The 18,206-nt window shown below is 65.9% G+C and carries 18 protein-coding genes; 9 read left to right on the top strand and 9 right to left on the bottom strand.

Annotated elements, in window-relative coordinates:
- Positions 1-63 precede the first annotated feature (63 nt).
- Genes BFL43_RS14235 through BFL43_RS14215 form a run of 5 tightly spaced genes read left to right on the top strand, consistent with a single transcriptional unit; the run spans position 64 to position 5,191 of the window.
- On the top strand, positions 64-1,203 hold the full coding sequence (locus tag BFL43_RS14235) for an acyl-CoA dehydrogenase family protein (protein ID WP_084893272.1): 1,140 nt from the start codon (positions 64-66) through the stop codon (positions 1,201-1,203).
- Positions 1,200-2,153, top strand: coding sequence for an acyl-CoA dehydrogenase family protein (locus BFL43_RS14230; protein ID WP_084893181.1), 954 nt, complete (start codon positions 1,200-1,202; stop codon positions 2,151-2,153). The genes BFL43_RS14235 and BFL43_RS14230 overlap by 4 nt, the downstream gene beginning before the upstream one ends.
- Positions 2,150-2,932: an enoyl-CoA hydratase/isomerase family protein gene (locus tag BFL43_RS14225; RefSeq protein ID WP_084893180.1), complete on the top strand. Its 783-nt coding sequence runs from the start codon at positions 2,150-2,152 to the stop codon at positions 2,930-2,932. The genes BFL43_RS14230 and BFL43_RS14225 overlap by 4 nt, the downstream gene beginning before the upstream one ends.
- A complete protein-coding gene (locus BFL43_RS14220; RefSeq protein ID WP_084893179.1) occupies positions 2,929-4,155 on the top strand; it encodes an acyl-CoA dehydrogenase family protein in 1,227 nt (408 codons plus the stop codon). Before BFL43_RS14225 ends, BFL43_RS14220 begins: the two co-directional genes overlap by 4 nt.
- Positions 4,115-5,191 (top strand): acyl-CoA dehydrogenase family protein, encoded by a 1,077-nt coding sequence (locus BFL43_RS14215; protein ID WP_084893178.1) that lies wholly within the window; start codon positions 4,115-4,117, stop codon positions 5,189-5,191. Before BFL43_RS14220 ends, BFL43_RS14215 begins: the two co-directional genes overlap by 41 nt.
- A 7-nt stretch (positions 5,192-5,198) precedes the next feature.
- Here the strand turns inward: BFL43_RS14215 and BFL43_RS29775 are convergent, their stop codons facing one another.
- The 6 genes from BFL43_RS29775 to BFL43_RS14190 all read right to left on the bottom strand — a co-directional run bounded on the left by BFL43_RS29775 (position 5,199) and on the right by BFL43_RS14190 (position 11,509).
- Entirely contained in the window at positions 5,199-5,951 is a 753-nt protein-coding gene (locus BFL43_RS29775) for a fatty acid--CoA ligase family protein (RefSeq protein WP_206186672.1), read from the bottom strand.
- Entirely contained in the window at positions 5,837-6,904 is a 1,068-nt protein-coding gene (locus tag BFL43_RS29175) for an AMP-binding protein (RefSeq protein WP_206186671.1), read from the bottom strand. The genes BFL43_RS29775 and BFL43_RS29175 overlap by 115 nt, the downstream gene beginning before the upstream one ends.
- A gap of 36 nt (positions 6,905-6,940) precedes the next feature.
- A complete protein-coding gene (locus tag BFL43_RS29470; RefSeq protein ID WP_240498257.1) occupies positions 6,941-7,726 on the bottom strand; it encodes a hypothetical protein in 786 nt (261 codons plus the stop codon).
- Positions 7,727-8,147: 421 nt separating this feature from the next.
- Positions 8,148-9,131, bottom strand: a complete 984-nt coding sequence (locus BFL43_RS14200) for an MDR family oxidoreductase (protein ID WP_084893271.1) — start codon at positions 9,129-9,131, stop codon at positions 8,148-8,150.
- 87 nt (positions 9,132-9,218) lie between these two features.
- Positions 9,219-9,980 carry an SDR family oxidoreductase gene (locus BFL43_RS14195; RefSeq protein ID WP_240498256.1) on the bottom strand — a complete coding sequence of 254 codons (762 nt, stop codon included), beginning with the start codon at positions 9,978-9,980 and terminating at the stop codon, positions 9,219-9,221.
- Entirely contained in the window at positions 9,977-11,509 is a 1,533-nt protein-coding gene (locus BFL43_RS14190; protein WP_084893269.1) for a class I adenylate-forming enzyme family protein, read from the bottom strand. The genes BFL43_RS14195 and BFL43_RS14190 overlap by 4 nt, the downstream gene beginning before the upstream one ends.
- Before the next feature lie 60 nt (positions 11,510-11,569).
- Here BFL43_RS14190 and BFL43_RS14185 point away from each other — a divergent pair, with 60 nt between their 5' ends.
- The 4 genes from BFL43_RS14185 to BFL43_RS14170 are packed head-to-tail and all read left to right on the top strand — an operon-like array spanning position 11,570 to position 15,641.
- Positions 11,570-12,724, top strand: a complete 1,155-nt coding sequence (locus tag BFL43_RS14185) for a CoA transferase (RefSeq protein WP_084893177.1) — start codon at positions 11,570-11,572, stop codon at positions 12,722-12,724.
- Positions 12,721-13,608, top strand: a complete 888-nt coding sequence (locus BFL43_RS14180; protein ID WP_084893176.1) for a CoA ester lyase — start codon at positions 12,721-12,723, stop codon at positions 13,606-13,608. Before BFL43_RS14185 ends, BFL43_RS14180 begins: the two co-directional genes overlap by 4 nt.
- On the top strand, positions 13,605-14,876 hold the full coding sequence (locus BFL43_RS14175; protein WP_084893175.1) for an acetyl-CoA hydrolase/transferase C-terminal domain-containing protein: 1,272 nt from the start codon (positions 13,605-13,607) through the stop codon (positions 14,874-14,876). The genes BFL43_RS14180 and BFL43_RS14175 overlap by 4 nt, the downstream gene beginning before the upstream one ends.
- Positions 14,877-15,641 (top strand): enoyl-CoA hydratase-related protein, encoded by a 765-nt coding sequence (locus BFL43_RS14170; RefSeq protein ID WP_084893174.1) that lies wholly within the window; start codon positions 14,877-14,879, stop codon positions 15,639-15,641.
- Positions 15,642-16,029: 388 nt separating this feature from the next.
- Here the strand turns inward: BFL43_RS14170 and BFL43_RS14165 are convergent, their stop codons facing one another.
- Genes BFL43_RS14165 through BFL43_RS14155 form a run of 3 tightly spaced genes read right to left on the bottom strand, consistent with a single transcriptional unit; the run spans position 16,030 to position 18,190 of the window.
- Complete coding sequence (locus tag BFL43_RS14165; RefSeq protein WP_240498255.1) at positions 16,030-16,620, bottom strand: carboxymuconolactone decarboxylase family protein; 591 nt, start codon at positions 16,618-16,620, stop codon at positions 16,030-16,032.
- Positions 16,617-17,360 (bottom strand): SDR family NAD(P)-dependent oxidoreductase, encoded by a 744-nt coding sequence (locus tag BFL43_RS14160; RefSeq protein ID WP_084893172.1) that lies wholly within the window; start codon positions 17,358-17,360, stop codon positions 16,617-16,619. The genes BFL43_RS14165 and BFL43_RS14160 overlap by 4 nt, the downstream gene beginning before the upstream one ends.
- Positions 17,357-18,190 carry a TauD/TfdA family dioxygenase gene (locus tag BFL43_RS14155; protein WP_084893171.1) on the bottom strand — a complete coding sequence of 278 codons (834 nt, stop codon included), beginning with the start codon at positions 18,188-18,190 and terminating at the stop codon, positions 17,357-17,359. Before BFL43_RS14155 ends, BFL43_RS14160 begins: the two co-directional genes overlap by 4 nt.
- Positions 18,191-18,206 lie beyond the last annotated feature (16 nt).

Genomic DNA, 18,206 nt, shown 5'->3' with positions numbered 1-18,206 from the left:
CGACCATGCAAGTATTCCAATCCTATCAATGATTGAAGTAATGTGATCCGTACGGACTTCACCATGGGGGAGGCGGCGACCCGACTGCGCGAGGAATTGCGAGGGTTGCTGCAGGAACAGGTCCCCGCAGACTTTCGCGGCGCGTTCACCGATGATCCGGCCGATCTCGAGACTGCGCAGGAGTTCTGCCGATTCCTGGCCGAGCGCGGGTTGCTGTGTCTGGCCTGGCCTGAAGAGTTCGGCGGACGCGGCGCGTCGGTGTGGGAGCAGACCGTGGTCCGCGAGGAGATGTGGGCGCATCACGAGCCGCGGGGCGCCCAGTACATGGGCGTGAATTGGGTGGGGCCGACCATCATGCGGCACGGCACGCCCGAACAGCAGCGCGAACACTTGCCGCCCATCGCCCGGGGCGACGTGATCTGGTGTCAGGGCTTCTCCGAGCCGGGGTCGGGCTCCGACCTCGCGTCCCTGCGCACGGCTGCTCGACGCAGCGGTGATGGATGGCGGATCTCGGGTCAGAAGATCTGGACGTCGTACGCGACGATGGCGCAGTGGTGCTTCCTGCTCGCCCGCACGTCGACGGGAGAACGCAAGCAGCAAGGCCTGACCGTGTTCCTGGTCCCTATGTCGGACCCGGCGATCGAGGTACGCCCCATCCGCGCGATGTTGGGACCTCACCACCTCAACGAGGTCTTCTTCAACGATCTCGAGGTCACGCAGGCGCACGTCCTGGGCACTGTCGACGAGGGATGGCAGGTGGTCCAGGAGGTGCTGGCCTTCGAGCGCGTGGGTATCGCCCGGTACGCCCGGTGTGAGCGTCTCCTGCAAGAAGCCCCGACCGTGCTCGGCGACGAGTGGGACGACTTGCCTGCCGAGTTGCACGGACGTTGGAGCCGCATGCTGGTGCATTGCCGGCGCGCCCGGTTGCTCGCCTACCGGGTCGTGGCGATGCAGAGCGAGGGACGGGTGCGGCCCGCCGACGCCGCGGTCTACCGCATAGCCGTGACCACTCTCGACCAGGACAGTGCCGAGGTTCTCACCGAGATCGCTTCGTATGCAACCTCATCAGACGACGACACCGAACGCTTTCGGCTCGACGTCCGAGATCACTGGAGCTACTCGCAGGCCGCCACCGTGGCATCGGGAAGCATCGAGATGCAGCGGATCTTGTTGGCGCGAACCCTCCTGCCGGCGGCGTCATGAACATCGAGTTGAGCGCGGAGGCAACCGAGTACGGCGCAGCGGCGCTGCGGGCATTCGAGTCCGCGGGCGGCGACGCGCTGATCGAATCCGCGGAACGCGACCCGGGCGGACGCGACAAACTGGTCGCCCCGGTCTTCGACGGGCTCGGTGCATGGGAGCTGGAACCCCGCAAGAACGGCGACGAACTGGAAGCCGCGGCGGCACTATGTCGTAGCGCAGGACACTGGGCGGTGCCCTATCCGGTCGCCGAACGACTGTCCCGGCCCACCGATCTAGACGTCGACGGTCTCCTGGTCGTGGCGGATCGCAACCCGGCAGCAGCCGTGGCTGATCTGGATCTGCTTTGGGCGGCAGTCACCCTGACCGGTCAGCGCGCTGTTGCGACAGCGCGCTCGACGGGCGAGTCGCCGCGCACGTCCGCGTTCGCGTTCGTCGCACCCCTGGAACTCGAGTCACTCGACGCCGGTGGAGCTGCTGACGTGGCCCTAGGGCTGGTGCTGCCGTGTTGGACGCTGCTCGGAATGCTCGACCGTGCACTGGCCCTCACCCGCACCCACGTCCTGCTGCGGGAACAATTCGGCCGTCCGCTCGCGCAGTTGCAGGGCGTCCAGTTCCAGCTCACCGATGCCGAGGTCGAACGCAGCGGCGTCGAAGTCCTCGCGAAGTATGCGTTGTGGAGTGTCCAGGCCGGACACGACGAAGCCGTCGACGACGCCCTCGCGCTGCGGCTGGCGGCGATCGAGGCCGCGGACGTGGTCTTCCGTGTCGCCCACCAATTGCACGGAGCGACAGGCTTTTGCGACGAGACCACCCTGTCGTGGCTTTCCAGGTACAGCCTTCCGTTGCGCCGGCTGCCACTGGGACTGTCGGCCACCGGCGCCGCACTGACCGCGCGCCTCGGGCGGCGCGGGTTGACCGGACTGTTCAACGACGAGGCGGTGGCCCCGTGACGTACGACCTGCCACCCGAGCTGATCGTCCAGTCCGACGGGCCGATTCGTACCGTGGTGATCAACCGGCCCGACGACCTCAACGCGGTCAACAAGGACTTGCACTGGGCACTCGCCAACGTCTGGCGCCAACTCGCTGCCGACCGGGGTGCAGCCGTGGTCGTCCTCACCGGTGCCGGCCGGGCCTTCAGCGCTGGCGGTGACCTGAACTGGATCACCTCGTTCCTCGACGACCCCGTCGCGCGGGACGAGAGCGTGCGAGAGGGCGCGGAGATCATCGACGAGATGCTGCGGTTCCCGCTGCCGGTCATCGCTGCCGTCAACGGTCCGGCGGTTGGGTTGGGCTGCAGTATGGCGGTGTTGTGCGACGTCGTGTTGATGTCGGAGAAGGCGCATTTCGCCGATCCGCATGTGGCCGTCGGACTCGTCGCCGGTGACGGCGGAGCGGCCTTCTGGCCGCTGTTGACACCCATCCTGCGGTCCCGCGAATACCTTTACACCGGTGACAAGATTTCGGCGGCGATGGCCGTCGAACTCGGTCTCGCCACGCGCACCACCGCACCTGACGAGCTGTTGCCTTCCGCCCACGCCTTGGCCGGACGGTTCGCCGCGCAACCGTCCGAGGCGCTGCGGAGCACCAAACGCATTGTCAACATGCATCTCTCGCAAGCGTTGTCGGGCCCCCTGCAAGCCGGTTTCGCCGCAGAGGTCGCGACCATGCAATCGGCAGAGCACCGGGACAAGCTGCTGGCGCTGGGTCGCACGGTGGCCAGTCGATGACGGCGCCGGACCGGCAGGACTTCCGCACCGAGGTCCGCGACTGGTGCGCGGCGCACGTACCCACCAACTGGCGGAGCGAGCAGACCGGCGTCGGTGATGAGACCTTTGTGGCTTTTCAGAAGGAGTGGTTCGCCGAACTCCACGCGGCCGGCTATGCCGTACCGCATTGGCCGGAGGAGTGGGGCGGGGGTATGTCGGTCGCCGATCAGATTGTGCTGTACCAGGAATTGGCCGCCCACGACGCACCCCGCCTGGTCCTGCCGTTCGTGTCGATCCATCACGCGGCGTCCACCCTGCTCGCTGCCGGTACCGACGAGCAGCGCCGCCGTCATCTGCCTGCGATCGGCGACGGCGAGATCTGGTGCCAGGGGTTCTCCGAGCCCGGTGCCGGCTCCGACATGGCAGCGCTCTCCACCTCTGCCCGCAAGGTCGGCGAGACGTACGTGGTCAACGGTCAAAAGCTCTGGGCCAGTGGGGCAGCACACGCCGACTGGTGTCTGCTGCTCGCCCGCACCGACCCCGACGCCCCCAAACGCCGCGGCATCTCGTACTTCCTGATGGACATGCGTACCCCCGGCGTCGAGGTCCGGCCGATCCGGCAGGCCACCGGCGAATCCCACTTCTGCGAGATCTTCCTCAGCGATGTGGTGATCCCGGCCGAGAACCTGGTGGGACCGGAGAACGAAGGGTGGCGGGTCGCTCAGGAGACGCTCGGCGCCGAACGGGGGATGACCATGCTCGAGTTGGCGGAACGTCTGGGCCACGCGGGGTTTCCCTGGCTCGTCGACCTGTGTGGACGAGTCGGGACTGACGGGACACGGCCGCTCGACGACGCGGCGGTCGCAGATCGACTCGCCTGCCTGGAGACCGAGCTCACCGGGCTGCGTGCGCTCTGTGCGGCGTTCGTCGCCGACGGCAACCCCGGCCCGGCCGATGCGTCGATCGTGAAGCTGTACTACAGCGAACTTCTCCAGCGCATGACCGACTTCGGCGCAGACGTGGCGGGTGTCGCCGGTCAGACCGCGCTGCGCAAGCCGATGTCGAGCGGATGGGAGTCGGGAAGCTGGGTGCTCGACTTCATCGGATCCTGGGAATGGACGATCCCCGGCGGGACCAGCGAGATCCAGCGCACCATCATCGGGGAGCGAGGCCTCGGCTTCCCCGCGAACCCCAGGTGGCGAAATGACAACTGCACACGTCGAATTCGCCGAACTCCACGATGAACTCACCGCGGTCGCCCGTGATCTGCTCGCCTCCGCGCCACGAGAGGTAAACGTCGACTGGAGCCTGATCATCCGATCCGGCTGGACCGGACTCGAGGTACCGGAGACGCTCGGGGGCGCCGGCGCGACGTTCGCCGAGGTGGCGGTGATCCTGAGAGAGATCGGACGGGCGGCGGCGCGCGGACCCTATCCTGCAGTCACCGGCATCGCGGTCGGAGCACTCGGACTGCTCGAACCAAGCGCGCGGCGTGACGATCTACTCGCTGCCACCGCCTCCGGGGACAGGGCGCCAGTGGTGGCGATGGCCGGTGAAGGTCTGTTCGCGAACAGCTTTCGGCTCATCGACACAACACACGGTCCGGCCTTGAGTGGAGCAGCAGATTTCGTGCTGGACGGGCCCGGGGCCGATCGGCTGCTCATTCCCGCGGTCGGTGGAGATGGAGTCGCCGTCATCGTCGATCTGGGCGCGCATACGACCGGCCTGCACGTCGAAGGGCAGCCGGTGGTGGATAAGACCCGATCTCTCGGCAGGGTGGCCGGCGACGATGTGCTTGTATCACCTGATTCAGTACTGAGATTCAATCCAGACCCCGAACACTCACTGCAGCGCCTGTATGACCGGGCAGCCGTCACTGTCGCCCTCGACAGTCTCGGACTGAGCGAAGCGATGCTGGACGCCACGGTCGCCTATGTCGGCGTCCGCGAACAGTTCGGCCGCAAGATCGGATCGTTCCAAGCGGTCAAGCACGCCTGCGCAGACATGCTCGTCCAGATCACGATCGCCCGGACGCTTGTCGCCGCGGCGGTGAAGGCACTCACCGATCCCGACGCCGAGGCCGGTGTCGCAGCCGCCATGGCGAAGTCGTTCACCACTGCCATGGCCGTCGACATCGCGGGCAAGGCAATGCAACTGCACGGAGGCATGGGCTACACGTGGGAAAGCGGCATTCACGTCTACTTCAAGCGGGCCACCCTCAACCGCTCACTCTTCGGTTCGCCTGCGGCACATCGTAAGAGGTTGGCGATGAGGTATTGAAGAGGGCTCACGCCAATCGTCGGGCTGCCAGGGCTTTGACGTCGCTGGTCTTGATCTTCGCGCTGCCGGTCAGGGTGATTTCTTCGTCGTCGAAGAAGAGCACCTCACGCGGGACCTTGTAGCTGGCGAGCTTCTGTTTCATGAACGCGCGGATGCCGTCGGCGTCGAGACTCGCGTCGGCGTGAGGCACGATGCAGGCGACCACGATCTCGCCCAGGGTCTCGTGCGGAAGGCCCACCGTGCGAGTCACTTTGACGCCCGGGTGGGAGACGAGTACCTCGTCGACCTCGAGGGGTGAAACGTTGGCGCCGCCGGTCTTGATGATGTCGGTGAGGCGGCCTTCCCAGAAGAGCCGCCCCGCGTCGTCGAGGTATCCGCCGTCGCCGGTGGGGAAGAATCCTTCGTCGTCGACGGTCTCACTCAGCGGGGTGCCGAGGTAGCCGAGCATCAGGGTGGGGCCTTTGACACAGATCTCGCCGCGCTCGCCCAACGGGAGGGTGTCACCGGTCAACGAGTCGACAATTTTGAATGTCACGCCGGGAAGAGGTGTGCCGCTGCTGCCGCCGGCTTCTTCCTCGGTGGTGTTGGCCGGAAAAATCGATGAGATGGTGAAGGTCTCGGTGTTCCCGTAGGCGTATCCGGGTTCTATCCAGTCGCGGTGACGGACGGGTGGCGGGCCACGGGCGTGCGGTGGTCCACGAACCGCAGACTGCTCAGGTCGGCTGTACCCCAGTTGGGAGTGGACTCGAACTGTGCCCACTGATGCGGCCAGGCGAACGGGAAGTTGACCTTCTCCGCTTCGATGAGATCGAGTGCCTCGACCGGATCGAAGGTCTTCTGCAACACCAGGGAACCGCCGCTGGACAGTGTGTTGCCCAGCGCCATCGCGAAATTACCCGACCAGAAGAACCCGTTGGCGCTCCAGCAGCGGATGTTGTCATCGGGTCCGAAATGGTACAGCTGCCGGAACCGCCACAGCTGGATGGCAACTCCGCGATGTGCGCTGAGAATGCCCTTCGGCTTGCTGGTCGATCCGGAGGAGAAAAAGAGCACGGCGGTGTCACTGGGTTTGGTCGTCGCCGCGGTCGCCTCGATCAGCTCCCTCGGTTCGGATGCGCCGCGGGCAAGGAAGGTATCCCAGGTCTCGATTCCGCTTGGCCCATTCTCTTCATCGCCGACCATCGCGAGGTGGCGCAGGAACGGATAGTCGAGGGAGCGTAGTTGGCCGGGGGAGACCGACGCGAGCTGTGGTTCGAGCTCGGTAAGGACGGTGGCCACGTCGGTTTTCAGGATCTGGCGGTCGAACAGCAGCACCGAGATCTCGGATACCCCGATGAGGTGATCGAGTTCGGCCGGTGTGGAAAAGGTGCTCAGGGTGACCGCGACCCCTCCGGCCAGTGACGTCCCGAAGACTGCCGAGATCCATTCGGGGCGATTGGTCATGAGCACGCCCACCCGGCCGTCCTTGCCGATTCCGGCCGCCCTGAGTGCCTGCGCGACCTCGATCGCACGCTCCCACAGCTCGGCGTACGTCCAGCGGACGACGCCGTCCTCGGTATGGAAGACGAGCGCTTCGCGCTCGCCGTAGAGCGCAGTCACCTCGCGGAGGAATCCGGGCATCGTCAGCGTGCCGAGCCCGGGCTCTTCGTCGAGCGGTGGACCCGACACGATCGACAGAGGTCGCACTGATGAATCAACGGTGGGTGTGCTCATGACTCGACCTCTCAGGTGCCGCTCGATGGGTGGTGGCTAGACGGGCAGTTCAACCTCGGCGGTGCACGTCACCAGCGTGGTGCCGTCCTGGCTGGTGAGCTTGACCTTGATCTGGACGAGCGGTACGCCCCACTCGGAGTCGGCCTGCTTGTCGACGACCTCGGCATCGAAGTACGTGACGTCGCCTTCGAAGGCGGGGCCGCGGAAGTCGGCCTTGGTGTGCCGGACCATGCCTTCGTGGCCCGCCCAGTTCGCGAGGTAGTCGGTGCACCAGGCGCCCATGGTCGCGCCGTAACCGTAGGCCCGGGCCATGCCCACCTCACCGGCCTTGTCTGCGTCGATGTGCCCGCGTGACGGCCCGACATAGAGACCGTCGCGCAGGCGGGGGTCGATCATCGCGCCTTCCTCGTCGAACCCGAAACCCTCACTCCAGCCGGGATCCTGGTAGACCCACGGGTCCTCCACCCCTTCGGGGGCGACCCACTCGAACGTGCCCCAGATGTTGAACAGGAACGCGCGGTACTCGGTGGTGAAACTCGCGATGGTGTGCGGGCCGATGACGCGGCGATGCAGGGTGTCGCCGATCTTGACCTCGCCGAAACGCGGCGAGATCCCGAGACGGTTCGACAGCAGCCATGCGTGCCGCAGCTTGTCGACCTCGGCGAGCTCGTCGGCGGTCCATTTCTTGGTGGCGCCGATCTGGTCGTCGTACATGCCGCGCTTGTTCGCCTCTGCCGAGAGGTACCGGATGGCGGTCGACCGCTCTCGGGCGACGAGGGCTCCGTGCTGATTCTTGTGCGTCGTGTCGCCGCGCGAGAACATCGTGGGTCCGGCGAACTTGGTGTCGGACCTTGTAGTCGTGAAAGCGACGCTCCTGGAACAGTTTGTCGCCCGGGCGGACAGGGGTGCCGTAGAACCACCACTCCTCGCCGCCGAAGATCAGGTGACTGTTCGGGATGTGTCCCACGCACGCTGGTGCCGCGCCGTGTCCGTAGTCCAGGGCCACTGCGATGGATTGCGGGGCGATGAGACCGCCGAACTTGGACTCTCGGGCGAACCTCTCGTCCCAGTGCATGGGGTTCGGATTGTCCATGGCCATCGCCCAGCGCCGGATGTCGGAGGTGCTGCACGGATCCCACAGTTGCCCGCCGCCGATGGGTTTGCCGACTCGATGATCGACATCGGAGAGGTCGAGTTCGACGGTGTCCGGTTCAGTTGCGTGTGTCGTCATGTGTTCTCCCGCTTATCTGTTGACGTCGATGACGATGCGACCACGCACCGTGCCTTCGATGAGCCTGGTTGCGGCATCGATGGACTCTGCGAGCGTGATCTCTTCGGCGATGGCCTCGATCGCACTCGGATCGAGGTCTCGGGCGAGCCGCTCCCATGCTCTCTGACGCTTCTCGAGCGGAGCCATCACGCTGTCGATGCCGAGCAAGGTGACCCCACGCAGGATGAACGGTGCGACGGTTGCCGGGAAGTCCATTCCCTGGGCGAGACCGCAGGCTGCGACCGCGCCGCCGTACTTCGTCTGCGCGCAGGCGTTGGCCAGGGTGTGACTGCCGACAGAATCGACGACGCCTGCCCAGCGCTCCTTCTGCATCGCCTTGCCCTTCTCTGCGAGTTCGGCGCGATCGACCACGGAACTCGCACCGAGCTGCTCGAGATAAGCTGACTCCGAGGTCTTTCCGGTGGACGCAGCGACGGTGAAGCCGGCCTTCTTCAGCAGTGCGATGGCGACGCTGCCGACCCCGCCGGTCGCACCGGTCACCAGGATTTCGCCCTGGTCGGGTTGGACTCCGAAGTTCAGGAGGGCGTCGACGCAAAGGCTGGCGGTGTACCCGGCGGTGCCGATCGCCATGGCCTGGCGGGTGGTGAACTCCGGGGGCAGGGGCACGAGCCAGTCGCCCTTGAGTCGCGCCTGCTGAGCGAAACCGCCCCAATGGCTTTCGCCGACACCCCAGCCGTTGAGGACCACGCGATCACCTTCGGACCAGCCGGCGTGCGCGCTGCGGGTGATGGTGCCGGCGAGGTCGATGCCGGGAACCATCGGAAACTTCCGTACCACGGGGGAGCTACCCGTGATGGCAAGTGCGTCTTTGTAGTTGAGCGAGGAGTAGTCGACGGTGATGTCGACCTCGCCCTCTGGTAGGTCGGCCTCGTCGAGGCTCGCGAGCGCAACCGATTGGCCCGCTTCGCCTTTCTCGATGACAACAGCAGAAAACATCGTGAGAGTCATTCCTTTCTGGGCCGAAACGTCGGTCACGCAGTGTGGCCGACATTACTTCAATCCTCACAAGGATTGCAATACTTGCTAGCGTGCCGTCCAGCCCCCGTCGACGACGATGGTCTGGCCCGTGACATAGCTCCCCGCATCGCCCGCCAGCCACAGCACGGCGCCCACGATGTCCTGTGCCGAACCCTCTTTGGGCAGGGGTGTGTTGCGCCTGAGGTATTCGGCGGCCTTGCTGCTGTCGTAGAGCGGACCGGTGATCTCGCTCCGGAAGAACCCGGGTGCCACGGTGTTCACTCGGATCGAGTGCCGCGCCCACTGAACCGCGAGCTCGGCGGTGAGCCCGGACAGGCCGGCCTTGCTCGCCGCGTACGACGCTTGGGGGATACCGGGAATTCCGACGCGTCCGCTGATCGACGAGATGTTCACGATCGAGCCGCGTCCGGCTTCGACCATGTGCGGAAATGCGGCCTGCGCGAGCAAGAATGGCGCGATGAGGTTGAGACCCAGGGTCTGCTCGATGGCGACGCGCGGTTCGGCCTCGGCCCTCTCCTCCGTGAACATGCTGCCGGCAGCGTTGATGAGGATCTCCGGTGGACCGAGGGCGTCGACGACTGCGGGAATCACCGAACCGGCCTGGTCGAGATCTGACAGGTCTCGGGCGATGGCCACTCCGCCGATGCGCTTCGCGACGGCGGCGAGTTTGTCGGCGCGGCGAGCGACCACTGCGACCCGAGCGCCCACCGACGCCAGGGCTTCCGCGATCGCCACCCCGAGTCCCGACGAGGCGCCGGTGACCACGGCGACCCGGCCGTCGAGGTCGAACATGTCCGTGCCGCTCACGTGGTGCCCCGCAGCATCATGGTCGGGCTCCGCTCCGCTCCCTGTTCGATGTCCGCGATACGTTGGGCATCAACGTATTCGGCGAGACCAGGCCGCTGCACCTTGCCCATGGCGTTGACAGGGAGTTCCGCCACCTGTGCCCAGATCTCCGGGACCTTGTAGGGCGACAGTTCGCGACGACACAGGTCGTCGAGAGCCGCGATATCGAGCGGAACGGGGCTCTCGAGCGCCACCGCCACCCGCTGGCCCAGCCGGTCGTCGGCGACGGGATAAACCGCCGCGCGGGTCACATCAGGGTGGGCAGCGATGACCCGCTCGACCTCGAGCGGGTAGACGTTGGCACCGCCTCGGATGATGACGAGCTTCTTGCGGTCCAGGACGGTCAGCCACCCCTCGGCGTCGACCGTCCCGACGTCGCCGGTGGCGAACGGGCCTGATTCCCATTGCCGGACAGCGCCGTTCTCCCAGTAGCCGAGCAGAGGTCGCCATTCGTCGGCCCATGGTCCGTCGGTGGCTCCGGTCAGCCGCAGTTCGCCCAGTTCGCCGGCCGGCAGCCGCTTGCCGTCGTCGTCGTAGGCCGCGACGTCGTACTGCGGCTGGACCCGGCCACTGCTGCCTGCCCGCCAGTCCCGTCCCGGCGGATCGATCGACACGACGGTCGGGGCCTCGGTGAGTCCATACGTCGCCCTCGGGACCAGGCCGTGCGCTCGCGCGAACTCGTCGCGCAGCGCATCGGAGGTGTCGGCGCCGCCGCTCCACACCTCACGCAGCGACGACAGATCGACGTTGCTGCGCCGGGCGAGGTCGTAGAGCTGCGCGGGCGCCCCGTTCCACACGGTGATCTTGCGAGTCGAGATCCATTCGGTGACGCCGTCGACATCGCGTCGATTCATGATCACGCTGCAGCCGCCGACTTGAGCTGTGAGCAGCGTGGACAAGACCATGAGGTTGAGGATGGTCAGCGGAAAGCTGTCGCCCTTGCGCAGGTCCGGACCCCAGCCGCGGGTGGCGCCGAGCACCGCACCCGGGAGCAACAGGTTGCGCTGACTGTGCACGACCGCCTTTGGCGTCCCCGATGTCCCACTGGTGAAAGCGATTCCGGCCGGTGCATCGATGTCGACATCGACAAGTGGCGCCGACTCGTCGCGGGCCAGGAGGTCTGCCCAGCGTTCAGGATCCACCGCGCTCGCGGAGTCGATCTGACACTTGGGCCCTGCGAGAACCACTTTCGGATCGCACAGCTCGCGTACCTGCTCCTGTTCGCCGGCGGCCAGCGCCTCGCCGATCCCGGCCCAGATCGCCCCGATCCGCTGGGTGCCGTGAAAAGCCGCGACGATGCCCAGATCGTTGGGCAGGCAGGCCGCCACCCGATCGCCGGGCCGGACACCGAGCGACCACAGGGCGCCCGCAGCGCGTCGGGCCTGATCATCGAGCTCTGCATAAGACCAGATCCCGGACACGGCCTCGATGGCCGGGGCGTCCGGGCGCTCTGCGAGGGCGGTGTCGAGGATTTTGTCGATCGTCCGCATTGTGGTCACCCGTTACTAATACCACTATCCTTGTAAACATTGACCTGATAGCGTGAAATTATGAAGCACACGGGCCCACTCGCGGGGTTGCGCGTCGTGGACCTCACGGCCATGGTGATGGGTCCGTACTGCACCCAGATCATGGCCGACATGGGGGCCGAGGTCATCAAGGTCGAACCGCCGGCCGGTGACAACACCCGGTACATCTCCGTCGGGCCCGAACCGGGCATGAGCGGCGTGTTCGCCAACGTCAACCGCGGCAAACGCAGTGTGGTGCTGGACCTGCGGACCGAAGAAGGTGCGTCCGTGCTTCGCGAACTGATCGCGCAGAGCGATGTTTTCATCCACTCCATGCGCGCGACGGCGGTCGCGGCACTGGGATTTGCGTACGACGACGTCGCCGCCATCAATCCGTCGATCATCTACACGAACTGTTACGGCTACGGCCGAGGCGGACCGGATTCCGGGCGCACCGCCTACGACGACACCATCCAGGCCGAGTGCGGACTGCCGTATGTGCAGCAGCAGTTGACCGGCGAGACCGGATACGTGGGCACCATCATCGCCGACAAGGTCGCCGGGATGACGGCGCTGTACGCCACCACCATGGCCCTCTACCACCGAGAACGCACCGGGGAAGGGCAGGAGGTCGAGGTTGCGATGTTCGAGACCATGGCCGCCTTCATGTTGGTCGAGCACGCGGGAGGCGCGATGTTCGACCCGCCGCTCGCGCCTGCCGGATATCCGCGCGCTGTGTCACCGAACCGAAAGCCGTACCGCACTAAAGATGGTCACATCTCGGCGTTGGTCTACAACGACAAACAGTGGGCGGCGTTCATCGACGCGGTGAACCCGGCGTGGGCGGGGGAGCACTACGCCACTCTGGAGCAACGGGCGCGTCAGATCGACACGGTCTACGGGCTGCTGGCCGAGACGTTTGCCGAACGGACCACGCAGGAATGGCTCGATCTGTTTCGCTCGCGGGACATTCCGGCCGCGCCGGTGCGCACCCTCGACGAACTCTTCGACAATCCGCACCTCGAGGCGGTCGGGTTCTTCGAGGAGGTCGATTCGCCCAACGGGCCGGTGAGATTCCCCGGACCGCCGACGTGGTTTTCCCGGACGCCCGGTCGGGTGGCGGGACCGGCGCCGCGACTCGGCGCCCACAACGATGATGTCCGCGACGAGTTGGACCAGAGCCGGAGAACCACATGAGCCAGAGTCCGTTCAGTGCTCGATCATGGCTGTTCGCGCCGGGCGACAGCGTCAAGAAGATGGAGAAGGCAACCGCAGGACCCGCGGACGTCGTCATCTTCGATCTCGAAGATGCCGTCACCGAGGACGAAAAGCCCGCGGCACGTACTCTCATCGCCGGCTTTCTCAGCGCTCGGTCGGAGGCGGACCGAACGCGGCTGTGGGTGCGGGTGAACCCGCTCGACGGACCTCACACGCTGGCCGATCTCGCGGCGATCGTCCCGGGGAGACCGGGCGGCATCATGTTGCCCAAGTCGCGCGGTCGCCAGGACGTCGAACTGCTCGACCACTATCTGTCGGCATTGGAGGTGGCGGCCGGCATCGAGCCGGGTGCGACGAAGGTGATCGTGCTGGTGACCGAGACCGCCGAGGCCATGTTCACCACGGGCACCTATCGCGGCGCGCCTCGGGTGGTCGCCTTGACCTGGGGTGCGGAAGACCTGGCCGACGCGGTGGGTGCAAGCGAGAACCGGAATACCGACGGGAGTTACGGTTTCACGTACGAACTCGTGCGGAGCATGTGCCTGCTCGGCGCGGCGACCGCAGGTGTGCTCGCCATCGAGACGATCGCAGGAGACTTCAAGGATCTCGACGGACTACGCGCGCGGGCAGAGAAGGTCCGCCGCGACGGCTACCGAGGCATGCTGGCCATCCACCCCGCGCAGGTCGACGTCATCAACGAGGCGTTCACCCCGTCGATCGGCGAACTCGAAGCCGCACAGGAGATCGTCGACCTGTTTGCGGCCAATCCGGGGGTCGGGGCCATCGGCCACCGCGGCGCCATGCTCGACCGGCCGCATCTGGCCCGGGCGAAGGCGTTGTTGAGCGCCGGCGGTCGGGCATGACAGTGGTGGCGGACGTTGCCGGGATCGATCTGGCCCAGTTCTCGGCACCCGGTGACCGCATCGTCGTCGGGCAGGCATGCGGTGAGCCCACCACCCTGATCGAGGCATTGATCGAACAGGGCGGCGGCGTCGGTGGGCTGTCAGCCTTCATCGCCACCAGCTTCTCCGGACTTTTCACCCCGAACTCGGCGGCGAGCTTCGAGTTGTCGAGCATGGGCGCGATGGGATCGCTGCGCTCGATGACCAAAGCTCATGAACTGCAGATCATTCCGTGTCATGTCAGTCAGGTCGGACCGATGATCGTCGCAGGCGCACTCGGCTGCGACGTCGCGCTGATCCAGGTCAGCCCCGCTGATGCCGACGGCAACCACAGTCTGGGACTGATCAGCGACTACGTCCAGGCAGCGGTCGCCAGGGCCCGGGTGGTCGTGGCCGAGATCAACGACCAGGTTCCCTACACCCGCGGTGAACTACTGCACCGCAGCAAGATTGACTACGCGGTGCACGTCTCGCGGCCGCCGGTGGAGGTGAGATCGGCACCGATCGGTGACACCGACCTCGCCATGGCAGAACATGCCGCCGCCTACATCGGCGACGGTTCGGTCATCCAGATGGGGATCGGAGCGGTCCCCGAGGCCATGCTGCGCTTGTTGCGTGACCGTACCGATCTAGGCGTCCACTCGGGGATGCTGGGAGACGGTCTCGTCGACCTGATCGAGGCGGGAGCGGTGACCAACGCCCGCAAGCGGATCGATCGTGGTGTGACCATCACGGGGGCGCTGATCGGCACCCGCCGGCTATATGAGTACGCCCACCAGAATCCCCAGATCCGTATGTGCACCACGGATTACACCCATAACGCGGCCGTCATGGCACAGCTCGACAAGCTGGTGACCATCAACTCCGCTCTGGAGGTCGACCTCACCGGCCAGGTCAATGCGGAGCAGAGTGGCTCGTCTTATCTGGGTGGGACCGGCGGCCAACTGGATTTCGTCCGGGCAGGATCCCGTTCCCCCGGCGGGCACGCCATCATCGCGCTGCCCGCCACCGCCAAAGGTGGCACGATCAGCCGGATCACGACCACGTTGTCGGGTCCGGTCACCACTCCGCGAAGCGATGTCGACATCATCGTCACCGAATTCGGCGCAGCGGAACTGCGTGGACAGTCGCTCGGCGAGCGCACCAAACGGCTGATCGCCATCGCGCACCCGGACTTTCAGGAAGACCTGGCCCGCGATGCGCACACGATTCAGCAGAGGGGCTTCTAGATGGGTGATGCCGTCCTGTTCGACGCTCGCGACGACGGCATCGCCGTCATCACCCTGAACCGTCCCGAGACGCGGAACTGCTTGTTCTCGGACGTGCGCGACGGTTTGCGTGACGCCTGGTACAGATTCGAGGCCGACTCGTCGCTGCGCGTCGGGATCCTGACCGGTGCCGGCGACACATTCTGTGCGGGCGGCGACCTCAAAGAGATGGTCCGGACCGGCATGCAGGTTCCGCCCCGGGACATGTTCCCACTGCCCTACGACACCGTAGAACTCTCCAAGCCCACCATCGCGGCGGTCAACGGCGCAGCCTTCGCGGGAGGCTGGATGATCGCCCAGGCCTGTGATCTCTGCGTCGCGAGTACCGGTGCGAAGTTCGCGGTCACCGAGGTCAAGGTGGGACGCAGCTCGCCATGGGCCTCACCTCTGATACACATGATCCCGCAACGGATCATGATGGAGATCCTGCTGACCGGTAAGCCGATCACCGCTGAACGGGCGTACGAGATCGGCCTGGTCAATCGACTTGCCGCGCCGGAGGCTCTGCTGGACAGCGCAATCGACCTGGCGAGGGAGATCCTCGTCGGTGCGCCGCTGTCGGTGAAGGCAGCCCGCGAGACCGTCATGCTGGCCACCGAGATGGGCCGATCAGCCGCGTTGCAGGCTGCCCGCGCGGCGTCGGAACGGTGCTACACCAGCAACGACGCGCAAGAAGGCCCACGGGCGTTCGCCGAAAAGCGCGCTCCCGTGTGGACCAACACCTGACCAACCCCGACCGTGCCGATCCGACCGCCGACCGTGCCAAAACTGCCGCCGACCGTGCCGAACGGACCACGGACAGTGCCGATACCACCGCCGACCGTGCCGAACCGACCACTGACTGTGCCGATCCGACGCGCCGACCGTGCCGAATCGGTTGCGTAGGAGGCAACTTTGGCACAGTCGGCGGTGATTTTGGCAAGTTCGACGGAGGGCTAGCGGGGGTGAAGGACGGGGAGGAACGTTATGCGCGCGTCCTCGTTCACCCCGTGGGCCAGTCGCCGACCGTGCCGATCCGACCACTGACTGTGCCGACTCCTCCGTGCAATGCAACTTTGGCACGGTCGACGGCAATTTTGGCACGGTCGAGGGTGGTTTTGGCACGCTCGGCGGGTCAGTGGGGTTGGGGAGCGGGGAGGAACGGTACGAGCGCTTCCTCGGGTTGGACGCCGAAGCTGCGCAGCGCCATGGCGAGCATCGAGTAACAGCCGACGGTGAACACGACGTCCATCAGCTTCTGCTCCCCGAACTCACCGGCCAGGACGGCCCAGGTCGCGTCGCCGATGGCGCCGTCGTTGAGCAGATCGTCCACCGACTGCAGCAGGGCACGGTCGATCGCCGACCAACCAGGGGCCTCCGGTCCTTCCGCCACGGCGGCGATCTCGTCGGTCGTCATCCCGGCGCGATCGGCGAGAATCACATGCTGGGCCCACTCGTAGTCCGACCGCTTGATGCGAGCGACCCTCAGTACCAGCAACTCCCGCTGGCGTACCGAGAGCGCTGATTCCGAGAGCAGATGCCGGTTGAAGGTGAGGAACGCCATCGACAGACCCGGATAGCGAGCGAGGGTGCCGAGCAGATTGTCGCCCGCCTGCCGACCCTCTTCCGGTCCGGCGCTCGCGACCGCCGATCGGAACCCGTCGACGAACGCGGTCATCTCCGGCGACCAATCCGCCCGCAGCGCAGGCGAAATCCTGGCCGTCACGTGTTTCGTCCGCCGTTGACGCCGATGATCTGACCGGTGATGTAGCCGGCTTCCTCGCTGACGAGAAAGGCGCACGTCGCCGCGACATCTTCGGGTTGCCCGATCCGGCCCACCGGGGTCTTGGCGACCTGTGCATCGACGTCGACCATTCCCGACTCGACGGTGGCGCGCAGCATCGGGGTGTCGATGAATCCGGGAGGAACGGTGTTGACAGTGATTCCACGCCTGCCGAATTCGAGCGCCAGCACTTTGGTCAGTCCCACCACACCGGATTTCGCTGTGACGTAACCGGCGAGTCCGGGAGAGCCGCTGTGCACACTCGACGAGGAGATGTTCACGATGCGGCCCCAGCCCTCCTCGAGCATCTCGGGGATGACGGCCTGACAGCAGTGGAAGGTACTCGACAGATTCAGTGCCAGCACACGGTCCCAGGTGTCGGCGGTGATGTCGAGGAACGGCCCGGCGAGCGTCCCACCGGCGCTGTTCACCAGGACGGTCGGACGTCCGAGTCGTGCCTTGACCTCGCCGACACCTGCATCGATGCGACTACGGTCGGTGACATCGACGCCGAGCCCGACCGCCTTGCCGCCGGCGTTCTCGATCGACAGGGCCGCGGCCTCGGCGGCCTTCTCGTTGATGTCGAAGATCGCGACCAGATCGCCGTCTGCAGCTAGGCGCCGGGCGATGGCCTCGCCGATACCCGACGCGCCTCCGGTGACGATGGCAGTATGACCGCTCATTTGATCTTCTCCTGACCCTTGACGGTGGACCGATGCATGGTGCGTGGCTTGCTTCGATCGAAGTCGCGGACGCGATGAACGAGTCCGGTGTTGTCCCAGAGCACCGTGTCGCCCTCTGACCAACTGTGCTGACACACGAGCTCCGGTGCCGTGATGCGTTCTTGCAGTTCCCGCAACAGAGTGCGACCCTCGTCGAGGTCCATGCCGACGATGTGAGAAGCCTTGGCACCCAGCACGAGAGAACGTCGACCCGAATCGTGTTCCCACACCAGGGGATGTTCGCGGACCGAGCGAGACGCCCACTCGGTGACCTGCTCCGGTGTCGGATCGGGGTAGGTGAGCCGCTGGATGGCCTCGAAGGTGTGCACCACCCGAAGGTCGGCAAATCGCGTCTTCTCGTCGTCGGTCAGCGCGTCGTACGCCGCGTAGGTGCTCGCGAACTCCGTCTCACCACCCTCGGCGGAGGTCACCCGTGCGGTGAGCATCGACGTCTTCGGGGCGATCTCGTCGAGCAGGCCGTCGATGTGCCAAAAGCATTTGCTGGCAAAGTATTCCGCATTCGGATTACTGGGGTCTAAACTGATCTCCATCACCTCGGCGGTTGCCGGGGGCAGATGAGAGAAATTGATCAGGGTGCCCAGTTTCCGGCAGAACTCGACCAGGGTCTCGTCGTCGGCATCGAGTTGGGGAAACAGCAGCACCGAATGGGTTTCGAGTGCCTCCGCCACCGCATCCGCGAGGTCGTAGTCGTTCCGTAATCGCTCGGCGTCGATGTCCAACAGCTTGGCCCCGACGGTGTCGGTGAGCCGTTCGACGGCAAGTGTGCTCATGGTCGTTCTCCTCTCC

Origin of the sequence: Williamsia sp. 1135, from assembly GCF_002095395.1 — a bacterium.
GTDB lineage: Bacteria > Actinomycetota > Actinomycetes > Mycobacteriales > Mycobacteriaceae > Williamsia.
This window is presented reverse-complemented; position numbering and strand designations above follow the sequence as displayed.